Below are 11,988 nucleotides of genomic sequence, written 5' to 3' on the forward strand. Positions count from 1 at the left end.
ACAAGTTGTCGGCTTTGTGACAGATACGACAAAAATCATTTTCACAACTAGACAAAGAGATAAAAAGAAAAACAAACAAAAAAAAGGCCATGAAAACATGGCCCAAATCTACGACACGAACACCACTTTTGGATTATTTAAATTTAATGCTGATGGCAATCTTTTGGACAGACACGTTCACAAGCACCACATCCAATACAATCTCCAGCATTGCTAACGGTCATCACCATTCGGACATCATCAGACCAATCATCATCGCCATCATCATCTTCATTCTCAACTAATTCGAACACATTGCGCCCACAAACTTTGTAGCAACGCCCACAACCGATGCACTCACTACTATCAACTGCCCGAATAAACTGCGGCTCCCAAGGGCTTCCGTCAGCTGTTACTGCCGTTACCATATTTATTCTCCTTCATAGTCATCTTCGTACTCTTCCCAATTTTCATCATCCGGTATCGGCCGGTTGCTCATTTGCCGACGAAGTGGACTACGTTGACGAGTTAATTCGCGCTGCAGTTCACCTAACAAAGCCAATATTGAGCTACCTTGGGCAACACGTACCGGTCTGACGCCTCGCTCCCATAATTGGCGAACAACAGCATCCCCGACAGCAACAACATAAACTGCCAGACATTCGCCTAATAAATCCAAACGCATTTCAATATTGTCCTGGCGATGTCCTGACGGAGGCTCACTCATTTCAATAATTTTCATTAACTGCGGTTGTTTTTCACCAATACCATACACAGCAAATCGTGACGCACTGGCGAAATGCTGATCGACCTGGTGTTGATCACTGCTGGCAAAGGCTACTGTAAAAAAATTGTCCGACACATTCGCTAACTGCAATTGTCGGCAAACTTTTGCGCTTTCCATCGTTTACCCCCTAGGCGCTTTGGCTGGCCGCTTCCGGCCAATGTTGTTTAAGCGGGCTATGATAAATATCTCGGTGTTCATGACGCTGATGAACGATGTTACCCAGTTCAAACAACGTATCCCGGATACCAGCATAAAGCTGACGATGCTGGCGAAAGCCCCCAAAATAATCAAAAATCGGGAAACCACTTAAAATATGCGACATGCCCAGTTCTTGTGCGAGCATCTGTCCATGTGAATTAGCGATTAAAACCTCCGCCGGTGTGACCTTAAGCTGCTCGCGCAAATCACTAAAATCACCTAGCAGTATCTGTTCTGTCGGCATTTCTATCAGTTGGCTCTGTTGAGCTGGAGCAACAACAACCTGCTCATCCAAACCGATTTGCCGGGCAATAGCCAACCAATACCCGAGTAATTCGGGCTCACCAGCCAATGCAATGCGAACCCCATTAAGCTCGTTATGACAATCAAGCATGGCATCCTGCATTTGGCGACGCTGGCGATTAATATAATCGGGAACCTGCCGTCCGGTTAACTCAATCAACAATTCAATTAAACGGTCGCACTGTTCAATGTTGCCCAAATGGTCAAAATAGTAGCTAGGAACAGCTGTTTTTTGAGCCAGCAATTTAGCACCGCTGTGGCAACTGTACCCAAGTGCAACCGTTGCGATGCTCTCACCCATTCGCTGAATATCACTCAAGCGTGTTCCACCTAATGAAACCGCTGAGTAATCTTGCTCACCTAAATGACCATCTAAAGACTCGCTGATGTCGGGCAATAGCGTTGGTTTGAGCCCAAATGCTTCAAACAAACGCTGCACCGCTTCTACATCACCAGCCGTAAAACTATGTCCCAGCAACACGTTGATCCGCTTTTTGCGGGTCTGGGCGGATCGTTTTTCTTCAACTAATTGATTGATCACCGCATCGATGACTGCGGCATAGCCATTTTCTAAAGATCCATAAAAGTCAGGCGTGTTAACCGTTAAAACGGTGAGTTTTTCATGCTGTGGATATTCAACTCGGAATTCACGGATCGCTCTTTTTAAATCAGCACCTTGCGCTTCACTTAGACCATTGCTCATCACCACAACGAGGTGCAAAGCACTATTTTTAGCCAAATGATCCAATGCCTTTTTGACATTGCCATCTGAGCCCATAATCGTCGAAATCGGGTCCATTGCGGTAGACTGCAATGCAACGGGTTCTTGAAAATGGCGGACAAAAAACGCTTTAGCAAATGAGCTACACCCCTGTGCGGCATGCATTAATGCCATGCTATCGGCAAGCCCTAAAGCGGCAATCGTCGCACCTAATACTTGCCCAGTTTTAAGCGGAGATATGCTTAGCGGTTTGCGGATTTTTATAACCTCAGCCATGCATCACCCCCCCTTGCGGATTCTGCCAACTTGCCCGATTGCGCACCTGTGGCCAGATAGGACTAGTTAGCGTTAAGCAAAGCTGGCGACCTAGCTCAAGTAACCCTTCATAGCCTGCATAAGGGTGTTCACGTTCTTGGTTGATATCTAGAAATGGCAACCGAGCTTTAAGTGCGGTATAACGGTTACGACCACCAGCCACCATCAAATCAGCTTTATAGTGATAACAAATATCCAACAAATGGCGCGGGTTAGAATCATCCAGCATTAAAGCATCATCACCCATCAATTCGCGAATGCGTGCTTTATCCGCTTCGGTTGATTTACGGGTGCTCGTTGCAACCACATCCAACCCTAAATCCTGCAAAGCTGAAACAACCGACCAAGATTTCACACCACCGGTATAAAGTAATACCCGTTTGCCTTGCAATTTGCTGCGATACTCGGCAAGCGGCGCCGCGATAGCTTGTTCTTGGCGCTCAATCAATGCTTCAGTGCGCTCAATTAAATCCGGGTCGGCAATTTTTTCGGCAATGGTGCGAAGCGCCTGCGCAATAGCACGGCATCCGTAAAAACTGCCTTCAAACCAGGGGGTTTGATAACTGTCTTGAAGCTTACGCGCCACGTTCATCATGGAGCGTGAACACACCACCATATTAAGCTCAGAGCGGTGCATCGTCTGAATTTCTTTAAACCGAGCATCTCCAGAAAGCGAAGCAAGTACGCGAATGCCTAACTCATCAAATAATTTTTGAACCGACCAAAACTCTCCGGCAATATTAAATTCCCCGATAAGGGCAATATCATGCACCCCTTCTGGCGCGGGGGCCGGTTCTAGGGTACCAACCACTTTATCGACCATGACTTCACCAGCGATGCGGTTGCCTAAATTTTTACTTCCATAAAAACCGGCAGCATCAACCACAATAACTGGGATTTGATGCCGTTCGCTGGCAAGCCTTGCCGAGGCATTTATATCATCACCTTCCATCGCAGGAACACAGGTGTTATAGATAAAAACGGCTTCAGGATGGTAGTGTTTTTTGATATACCCAACGGCGGCAACCAACTTGCTTTCGCCACGGCCCATAATAATATCGGGCTCACTTAAATCTGTTGTCATCCCTAGACGAAACAGACCAGGAATACTTGAATAGCTGCCTCGGTTATCCCAAGAGCTACCCGCACAACCAATGGGGCCATGCACTAAATGGGCGACATCAGCAATAGGTAATAATGCAATTTGCGCCCCATCAAACGCACACCCACCAGCGGTTGCTCCGGGTTTCGGGGGCTGACAGCCAGTTTTCCCCTTATTGTTATGTTCACATAGCGGTTCATCCATGAGAACTTTTAGCGTCGCTTGCTTCATATAACCTCCTCAACGCAACTTGCATAGTTAAAACAAAACATCGTTACTATCATTTGCTTTTTGATTACTAACCTATGCATAGACTGTTCTAACCCTACAAGTGCGTGAGACGGGCGTTGATAGCTGTCAGCTTTGCAACAAACGACACAAAATGTCATCTCATGCAGACCAATCCGCCATCTGCCAAGACTGACCCATTACTTTTTTAAGCCAAGGCGGTAAAGAACCTGAACTTAAGCGTTCACAAAGCCGCCCCAAAGTTTGATCAATGGCTTCTACATTGCGTACTTTCATTGGATAGATATCAGCACGAATCACCCGAGCGGCAGCTGGCCCACCAATGGCCGCGACAAAGAGCAATTGACAGTCATTAATAGCGTTCACTCGCTCTTGATGACCAATTTCACCTGCTTCTTCGGGCATCTTACGAAGACCAACAATCGAAGTGCCTGACTCACAGACATCATAAACGTACATGATTGGACAACGACTAAAATGGCCATTAATCCACTCGCCATCCATACTTGCGACAGCACAACGAAGTGTATTAGCTGGTAGCGGAGTTCGTCTTTCAAGTAACTGCCAACGCTCATCAAGCGGCTCAGCCAACACCTGCTCTAATTCACTTAGACTGATACCCAGATCATCCGCAGTGGTCGTATAATCACTATCCAACAGCGCTTTTAAATTAATATCCCGAAGCGGAATATGAAAAAGTTCCGCCAATTGATATCGGCGAAACAGTAATTGGGTTTGTTCCGGTGAAGACATAACACACCTCCCTATTTAACTTGCACGGGATAAACGCACCTTAAATGGAAATTTAGGAATTGCCGTCTGCGGCGCCATATACCAGGCTTGACCATCGGCAAGCTCAAGGCGGCCACCCCAACAATCTGGCTGTTCAAATTCAATATCGACAATCTTAGCTTCCAGGTCACGTTTGGCGATATAACAATACAAACCGTCGGCTTGTTCACGAAGTATCACGTTTGGCATAGGCCTTCCTTATCAATAAAAAGAAAAACAGGTGCCAATCAGCACCTGTTCTTGAGCTAAACTTAACGAACTAAATCGAACGCGTAGTCTGTTGTTCCCATTCCCATAGTATCTTCATCTAGTTTTTCAAGTACTGCATTCACTAGAGTAGTTAGGATCTGCATCGCTCCTTCATATCCCCAAGTGGTTTGACGATGTAAATGGTGACGGTCAAACAGAGGGAAACCAAGGCGAATCAGTGGAACTTCAAATTCTTTACCTTTAGCTAAGGTATCGCGCTGAATAAATTTGCCGTATGAGTTACCGATCATGAAGTCTGGTTTACGGGTGAACATCAATGAACGGAAATGCCATAAGTCTTTACCGACAAACACTTCACTATTCTGACCGAATGGTGATTCAGAGAGGATTTTATCCATCTCTTTTTTCCAACGTTTGTTCGCGTTATGACATAAGATCACGGTTGGTTCAGCACCCAGTTCCATCAAGAAGCGTGATAAACCCATTACAAAATCAGGGTCGCCATATAAACCAAACTGTTTGCCGTGCAACCAAGTGTGTGAGTCAGTCATCATATCGACTAAACGACCACGTTCTTTGGTCAGCGCATCACCGACTGGTTTACCAGTGAGTTTGCTAATAGCCATCAACAGTTCATCAGTTGCGGTTAAACCAATTGGCACGCGCACACTAGTTAAAGGTTGATCCCAGTTTGTTTTGATATATTTCTGAGTTTTAGTAAGCACATGCGGCTGCAAAAGAAGCGTATCGATGGCATTTGGCGCATCTTTCATTTCTTCTTGAGTCGTACCGCCAGCATACATGTGGTACTCACCATCAGCAGGTGTGTCTAACACTTCAGAAGGATCACCGAGCAATGAATAATCAACATTCATGTCATCCATCATTCGTTTTAGAACACGGTAGTTGCCAAGATAAGTATCAAAACCAGTCACTAAGTTGATTTTGCCATTACTGCCCGCTTTTTTATCATCCATACTATTAGCGGTAAAATAGCGGCAGAATCCTTCAAACATGCCATCCCAACCAGTGACATGACTACCTGCAAAACTAGGGGTGTGAGCAAATGGTAATGGCAGTTCTTCAGGAACAAAGCCATCTTTTTTCGCATTCAACGTATAAGCGTTTAAGTCATCCCCGATAACTTCAGCCATACAAGTAGTCGATACAGCGATGATTTCTGGTTTGTAAAGCGCATAAGCGTTTTGTAAACCATCGCTCATATTTTTATGACCACCAAACACCGCGGCATCTTCAGTCATCGAGTCAGAGACACAAGCAACTGGTTCTTTAAAATGACGGTTAAAGTACGTACGAAAATATGCAACACAGCCCTGACTACCATGAACATATGGCAATGTGTTTTTAAAACCAAGCGAACATAAAACAGCGCCCAGAGGTTGACACATTTTAGCCGGGTTAACAGTCAGCGCTTTACGCTGAAAGTTAAGGTCTTCATATTCTTTAGTGGTCGTCCACTCAAACACTTCTCGTACTTTTTCCGGTGTTGGAGCTTCTTCATAATCAGCCTTTTTACGGGCAAAGACATCCTGATATTCGGGTTGCTCAAACAGAGGATATCCGGGTTTTATTTCATCAATTGTTTGCGCCATGATCTTCTCCTTAACTTAAGCGACTTGTTCCTCGTGAGCAGGCTCAGATTCGCTAACATCTTTTTTCAACCATGGTGGAGTCGTCAATGACCAGCATGGATTGTTTAACGTCATATCCATGTCACGGGCAAAGATAGCGAAGCCATCATAACCATGATAAGGACCCGAATAATCCCAGCTGTGCATCTGTCTGAAAGGAATACCCATTTTCTGGAATATGTATTTTTCTTTGATCCCGGAACCGACTAAGTCCGGTTTCACATTTTTAACGAACTGTTCAAGTTCATAACTGGTGATATCGTCGTACAACAGAGTTGCTTCTTTGAGCATCCCAACGGTGCGGTCATAGTCATCCGCATGCGCAAATTCATAACCAGCACCGACAATTTCCATCCCCAGGTCTTCATAGGCACCAATCACGTGACGAGAGCGCAGCCCGCCGACATACAACATGACTTTTTTGCCTTCTAAGCGAGGACGATATTTATCGATAACCGCTTGATATTCAGCGCGATATGATTCGATAACGGCTTCGGCTTTCTGTTGAATGTTTTCATCAAAGAACGCCGCAATTTTGCGTAAAGATTCAGCGATTTTAGTTGGCCCGAAGAGGTTATATTCCATCCAAGGAATATTGTATTTTTCTTCCATATGCCGAGCGATATAGTTCATTGAACGATAGCAGTGAACTAGGTTTAATTTCGCTTTGGGTGTATTTTCAATTTCTGATAATGTGCCATCACCAGACCATTGAGCGATAACTCGAAGGCCCATCTGTTCAAGTAAAATACGAGAACTCCAAGCATCACCACCGATGTTATAGTCACCAATAATGGCAACGTCATAATCGGTTGTTTCAAACGAATCATCACCATCGCGGTTACTTAAAACCCAGTCACGCATTGCATCGTTGGCAATATGGTGACCCAATGATTGCGAAACCCCGCGAAAACCTTCACAACGAACCGGAATACAAGTTTTACCGTTACGTTTTTTATTGGCTTTGGCGACGGCTTCGATATCATCCCCAATCAACCCAACTGGGCATTCTGACTGCACAGTGGTGCCTTTATTCAGAGGGAATAAAGTGTCTACTTCTTCTAAAATGGTGGTTAATTTTTTATCGCCACCAAACACAATATCGCGTTCTTGGAAGTCTGAAGTGAAGTTCAAGTTAGAAAAACTATCAACCCCAGAAACTCCAGTTAAGTAGTTTCGACGACCATTGGTTGAATACATACCGCAACCAACTGGACCGTGAGAAATATGGATAATGTCTTTTAAAGGACCAAACACTACCCCTTTAGAACCTGCATAAGCACAACCACGAATGGTCATTACCCCAGGAACTGATTTACGGTTTGAAACTACGCATTTACCGTCACTTTTTGGATCATTTGTAGTTAAGTGTTTGGCACGATTTTTCCGCGCTTTTTCAGGATAAACTTCGAGGACTTCCTGAATGAGCGCCTGATTCTGTTCAACTGTTCTGTCTGTCATAAGAGGTACTCCTGCTTGCCACCGACCTATCCAAGGTTAAGCGACGGTTGCGGCTTTACCGATGATGCTTTCGTCTTCTTCTTTGAGCACACCAAATTCCATCAGCAATTCTTCAAGTTCATCCATGGTGATTGGAGTTGGAATCGCGAATTTAGTGTTAGCGATAACTTTTTGAGCTAATGAACGATATTCATTGGCCTGGTTAGCGGTTGGGTCATATTCGATAACAGTCATACGGCGAATTTCAGCACGTTGAACAACGTTGTCGCGAGGGACAAAGTGGATCATCTGGGTGCCTAATTTTTCTGCCAGAGCCATGATGAGTTCATCTTCACGGTCAGTGTTACGAGAGTTACAAATCAGACCAGCTAAACGAACGCTTCCTGATTTAGCGTATTTGCAAATCCCTTTCGAGATGTTGTTTGCAGCATACATCGCCATCATTTCACCAGAACATACGATGTAGATTTCTTGCGCTTTGTTTTCGCGAATAGGCATTGCGAACCCACCGCATACAACGTCACCAAGTACGTCATAAAAAACAAAGTCTAAGTCATCATCGTAAGCGCCTTCTTCTTCGAGGAAGTTAATCGCTGTGATAACCCCACGACCAGCACAACCAACGCCTGGCTCTGGGCCACCTGATTCAACACATTTAACCCCGCCGTATCCAACTTTTAGAACATCTTCAAGTTCAAGATCTTCAACGGAACCCGCTTCAGCTGCCATTTCCATAATGGTGTTCTGAGCTTTTGCGTGAAGCATAAGTCGAGTAGAATCCGCTTTAGGGTCACAACCGACAATCATCACTTTTTTGTTGGCTTCAGCTAAAGCTGCAACTAAGTTCTGAGTTGTTGTTGATTTACCAATCCCACCTTTGCCATAAATGGCGCATTGACGCATTGCCATGTTGTTTCTCCTTTAATCAATGAGTACAGCGATATATGTGCACAGTTTGTACCAAACTATCTAGATATACCTATCCTCATGATTTATAAGTATTTTATTTATTTTAAAGAGAATCTTACGCGTACTAAGCCACACAAAATCAGTCCGATTGTCGTAGAGCCTACAAACCAACGAAACAAACTGGAGGCATAAATATAGAAAATTCAGAAGATGCCATTACAATGGGCAAGCTTTAATAAAAAGAGAAAATAATGCAGACACAAATTATTCCCTTACACAGTTGCACTTATACCGATACACAGCTATTGGCTAATCAAACGGGTGAAGAGGTGACTATTGCGGGTGTATTAAGACTCGTTCAACCACAAAATAATCCTGTGGTTGTCTTGCTACATGGCTCTGGTGGGTATCGAGAGTTTATCGACTATTGGGTGGAGCTTTTAAATCAACACAACTTCTCAACACTCGTTATTGATAGCTTCACTGGCCGCTGTTTAACGGATGTTGGTTCTAATCAGCAATCCCTGGGGCGACTTGCAAGCATTCCCGATGCTTATGCAGCGCTGACCTATTTAAAAAGTCATCCACAAGTAGACTCACAAAATATTTTTCTACAGGGATTTTCTCGTGGAGGACAAGGCACTCTTTATGCAGCAATGCAACGTTTTGCAAAACGTTGGGGATATGACAATGATGGTTTTAAAGCTGTCGCATCTTTTTATCCAAATTGTTGTTTTGAATATTTAAGTGATACCGATGTGATTGACAGTCCAATCCGAATTTTTCATGGCATGGCTGATGACTACAACCCAATTGACGCTAGTATCAGGTATGTTAATCGAGCAAAAGACAATGGTGCTGATATCGAGTTATATCAGTATCCAGATGGCCACCATGGATTTGATGGCAAATCACTACCAACGCTGTCTTTTTTGCCAAAAGCACAAAGCACTCGTAATTGCCAAATCATCGAAACCGAGCCTGGGGTTCTAATCAACAAAGCAACAGGCCAACTTTTTACTTATCAAGACTCACAAATCGAAACAGGTGTACATGTTGGCTATAATGCCGAGGCGGCAACCAAAGCACGACAACAATTGTTAGATTTTTTTAAACAATGTCTTGAAGAACAATAAGATAGCCAAATAGAAGTAATGTAGCAAATAGAACATGGGGCGGCACTCGATTGTCACTTTCGAGCACAATCAGGGAAGATAAAAGCAGTTAGCGACAATCGGCGCCGAATTTAAAAGAACACATCTATTCAAAACACTCCGAATAAGATGAACACTGGTCGCATGTTGGAGAGCGGCAAACCAGAGCTCCATGTTCTAAACAAAGCTGGCGATAGAAGAATTTCTTCCAACGCATCGCTGGATGGTTACGCGCCCCAAGTTCTGGAAAACAATCATTCATCAATTGGGTTAGCATTGGCCGCTCGGGCAAACCTAAGTCTTGCCATAAGTGATGAAATCCCAAACTGGCACTAGCAATGATCATCGCCATATCCCATGGTTCATGCACCTGAAAGCGAACTAACCACTCGTATAGCTCGCTAAACTCATCCTCACGGCGCTGCTTTTGTAAACTAAGCAATTGAGCTTTAAATTTCTCTTGCTCAGGATCTTTTAATGTAACCTGCAGCTCATTTTCGTCAGCATGCAACAACTTGCCATACATTTTAGGCGACAGTTGCAGGTGCTCGCCTAAAATACCAAACCCCTGCCGCTGTCGTTTTAACAATAATTGACACCAAGAAAATAATTTTGTTTCAGTTTCAACCATTAACTCACCTCGCAACGAGCTAGTAACTCAGGCTTATTTACTTGCCACCATTGGGCAATAGCCTGATGAATCGGTTGCCACGCGTAATCAACCACAGGAGTTGTGTGCTGAGCTTCAAGCTTGCGCCATGGCGCCATACCAATTCGTGCACAGAATACAGCATCAATATCTTCAAGAATTTGAAAGACGGTTTGAACATCCGATGATTCATCGCACTGCTCATCACCAGTACAATATTGTGGAACCCGGCGACGCTGAACAAAATGCACGCCTTCAGAACTAACGGAATAGATTAAAAATGACTGAGCATGGCCAAAGTGTTGATCAATGGCGATTTGCTCTTTACTAGCCACGGCAACTAACATGGCATCTTCATCATCAGCAGCGCCCGCACTGACTAAATCAGCCTGAATTTTAGTGCGATTAACCAACACTTCGTGATAATCCGGAGTTTTGTCTGACAAGTCGGCTAAATTAAATTGCTGACTGCGGTCTTCACCTAACAAGCCAATTGCATCTGCACGACATTGCTGACAATGCGTCATCTGGACAATACTCTGGCCACATTGCTGACGCACTTCAGTCAACTGTTCAGTGGTTGGCTCTGGTTCGTGATTCAAACCAAAATGAGTGCCGTATTCAGGCTTAGCCAAAAGTGGCATCACATTATGTAAAAAGACTTTTTGGCGTTGCAATTCACGGCTTAGCTCAGGCAAATGCTGAGAGTTTAATCGAGGAATTAACACCGAATTGATTTTAACTAAGATGCCTTTTTCAACTAGTTTACGCATCCCTTCCATCTGTTGGTCAATCAGAAGTTGTCCGGCAGTTAATCCTTTATAGCTGCGTCCTTCGTATGCCATCCACTCATAAATATCCGCCGCGACATAAGCATCAAGGGTATTAATGGTGATAGTGACATGATCAACTCCTAAATCAGCAATCCTATCCACATATTTAGGCAGTGCTAATCCATTCGTAGATAGGCATAAGCGAATATCAGGCAAATTCTGTTTAAGCAGTTCTAGTGTGCGGAATGTTTTTTGTGGATTTGCCAGTGGATCGCCAGGGCCCGCAATCCCAATGACCGATAACTGAGGCAGCGCCGCTGCGACATGTAATGCTTTATGCAGAGCTTGTTTCGGCGTCAACAGTTCAGAAACGACCCCAGGGCGAGATTCATTCGAACAATCAAATTTACGGTTACAATAATGGCACTGCATATTACATGCAGGTGCCACAGCTAAATGCATCCTAGCGAATCGGTGACTCCCGGTGGGCGAATAACACGGATGATTTGCAACTTGCTCGCTCATCGCCCGCGACAACGTTGTCGTTTGCCCCGATTCTGGATGGCAGCTTCCTGAACATGACCCCATCATATCTCCTTAACATTGACTGACCTTTGTCTATCTTTAAGTACTGCAAATCGTGGGCCGCTCAGAATTATTTATAATTTATTGTTTTTATTATACTTTTATTATTTTAACGTACTTTGTAGGTAACTTTTGTCGCGCATCATCCC

At 44.3% G+C, this 11,988-nt stretch carries 12 protein-coding genes; 1 reads left to right on the plus strand and 11 read right to left on the minus strand.

Annotated elements, in window-relative coordinates; all coding sequences use genetic code 11:
* Positions 1-143: 143 nt before the first annotated feature.
* From fdxB to nifH, 9 genes are all read right to left on the minus strand, one after another.
* On the minus strand, positions 144-407 hold the full coding sequence (fdxB, locus tag ABTQ23_RS14690) for a ferredoxin III, nif-specific (RefSeq protein ID WP_408616494.1): 264 nt from the start codon (positions 405-407) through the stop codon (positions 144-146).
* Positions 408-409: 2 nt separating this feature from the next.
* On the minus strand, positions 410-883 hold the full coding sequence (locus tag ABTQ23_RS14695; protein WP_408616495.1) for a NifB/NifX family molybdenum-iron cluster-binding protein: 474 nt from the start codon (positions 881-883) through the stop codon (positions 410-412).
* A 10-nt stretch (positions 884-893) separates the two neighbouring features.
* Positions 894-2,264, minus strand: a complete 1,371-nt coding sequence (nifN, locus tag ABTQ23_RS14700) for a nitrogenase iron-molybdenum cofactor biosynthesis protein NifN (protein ID WP_408616496.1) — start codon at positions 2,262-2,264, stop codon at positions 894-896.
* Positions 2,257-3,636, minus strand: coding sequence for a nitrogenase iron-molybdenum cofactor biosynthesis protein NifE (gene nifE, locus ABTQ23_RS14705; protein WP_408616497.1), 1,380 nt, complete (start codon positions 3,634-3,636; stop codon positions 2,257-2,259). Before nifE ends, nifN begins: the two co-directional genes overlap by 8 nt.
* A gap of 159 nt (positions 3,637-3,795) precedes the next feature.
* Complete coding sequence (locus ABTQ23_RS14710; protein ID WP_408616498.1) at positions 3,796-4,407, minus strand: NifB/NifX family molybdenum-iron cluster-binding protein; 612 nt, start codon at positions 4,405-4,407, stop codon at positions 3,796-3,798.
* 15 nt (positions 4,408-4,422) lie between these two features.
* Complete coding sequence (gene nifT / locus ABTQ23_RS14715) at positions 4,423-4,635, minus strand: putative nitrogen fixation protein NifT (protein WP_408616499.1); 213 nt, start codon at positions 4,633-4,635, stop codon at positions 4,423-4,425.
* A 62-nt stretch (positions 4,636-4,697) separates the two neighbouring features.
* Positions 4,698-6,269 carry a nitrogenase molybdenum-iron protein subunit beta gene (gene nifK, locus ABTQ23_RS14720; RefSeq protein ID WP_408616500.1) on the minus strand — a complete coding sequence of 524 codons (1,572 nt, stop codon included), beginning with the start codon at positions 6,267-6,269 and terminating at the stop codon, positions 4,698-4,700.
* A 15-nt stretch (positions 6,270-6,284) separates the two neighbouring features.
* A complete protein-coding gene (nifD, locus tag ABTQ23_RS14725) occupies positions 6,285-7,769 on the minus strand; it encodes a nitrogenase molybdenum-iron protein alpha chain (RefSeq protein ID WP_408616501.1) in 1,485 nt (494 codons plus the stop codon).
* 36 nt (positions 7,770-7,805) lie between these two features.
* On the minus strand, positions 7,806-8,678 hold the full coding sequence (gene nifH, locus ABTQ23_RS14730; RefSeq protein WP_408616502.1) for a nitrogenase iron protein: 873 nt from the start codon (positions 8,676-8,678) through the stop codon (positions 7,806-7,808).
* A 251-nt stretch (positions 8,679-8,929) separates the two neighbouring features.
* Here nifH and ABTQ23_RS14735 point away from each other — a divergent pair, with 251 nt between their 5' ends.
* Entirely contained in the window at positions 8,930-9,814 is an 885-nt protein-coding gene (locus tag ABTQ23_RS14735) for a dienelactone hydrolase family protein (protein WP_408616503.1), read from the plus strand.
* Positions 9,815-9,938: 124 nt separating this feature from the next.
* On the opposite strand, the gene ABTQ23_RS14740 is transcribed toward ABTQ23_RS14735, so the two are convergent.
* Together ABTQ23_RS14740 and nifB are read right to left on the minus strand one after the other, a co-directional pair.
* A complete protein-coding gene (locus ABTQ23_RS14740) occupies positions 9,939-10,463 on the minus strand; it encodes a nitrogen fixation protein NifQ (protein ID WP_408616504.1) in 525 nt (174 codons plus the stop codon).
* Positions 10,463-11,842, minus strand: a complete 1,380-nt coding sequence (gene nifB / locus ABTQ23_RS14745) for a nitrogenase cofactor biosynthesis protein NifB (protein WP_408616533.1) — start codon at positions 11,840-11,842, stop codon at positions 10,463-10,465. Before nifB ends, ABTQ23_RS14740 begins: the two co-directional genes overlap by 1 nt.
* Positions 11,843-11,988: the final 146 nt, after the last annotated feature.

Source organism: Celerinatantimonas sediminis (assembly GCF_046054195.1).
Taxonomy (GTDB): Bacteria; Pseudomonadota; Gammaproteobacteria; order Enterobacterales; family Celerinatantimonadaceae; genus Celerinatantimonas.

What these genes read in the sequence shown, in the direction of transcription:
- nifK (WP_408616500.1), bottom strand. Translation starts at nt 6,269, where the DNA reads ATGGCGCAAACAATTGATGAAATAAAACCCGGATATCCTCTGTTTGAG.
- nifN (WP_408616496.1), bottom strand. Translation starts at nt 2,264, where the DNA reads ATGGCTGAGGTTATAAAAATCCGCAAACCGCTAAGCATATCTCCGCTT.
- ABTQ23_RS14710 (WP_408616498.1), bottom strand. Translation starts at nt 4,407, where the DNA reads ATGTCTTCACCGGAACAAACCCAATTACTGTTTCGCCGATATCAATTG.
- nifE (WP_408616497.1), bottom strand. Translation starts at nt 3,636, where the DNA reads ATGAAGCAAGCGACGCTAAAAGTTCTCATGGATGAACCGCTATGTGAA.
- nifH (WP_408616502.1), bottom strand. Translation starts at nt 8,678, where the DNA reads ATGGCAATGCGTCAATGCGCCATTTATGGCAAAGGTGGGATTGGTAAA.
- nifB (WP_408616533.1), bottom strand. Translation starts at nt 11,842, where the DNA reads ATGGGGTCATGTTCAGGAAGCTGCCATCCAGAATCGGGGCAAACGACA.
- nifD (WP_408616501.1), bottom strand. Translation starts at nt 7,769, where the DNA reads ATGACAGACAGAACAGTTGAACAGAATCAGGCGCTCATTCAGGAAGTC.
- ABTQ23_RS14695 (WP_408616495.1), bottom strand. Translation starts at nt 883, where the DNA reads ATGGAAAGCGCAAAAGTTTGCCGACAATTGCAGTTAGCGAATGTGTCG.
- ABTQ23_RS14735 (WP_408616503.1), top strand. Translation starts at nt 8,930, where the DNA reads ATGCAGACACAAATTATTCCCTTACACAGTTGCACTTATACCGATACA.
- fdxB (WP_408616494.1), bottom strand. Translation starts at nt 407, where the DNA reads ATGGTAACGGCAGTAACAGCTGACGGAAGCCCTTGGGAGCCGCAGTTT.
- nifT (WP_408616499.1), bottom strand. Translation starts at nt 4,635, where the DNA reads ATGCCAAACGTGATACTTCGTGAACAAGCCGACGGTTTGTATTGTTAT.
- ABTQ23_RS14740 (WP_408616504.1), bottom strand. Translation starts at nt 10,463, where the DNA reads ATGGTTGAAACTGAAACAAAATTATTTTCTTGGTGTCAATTATTGTTA.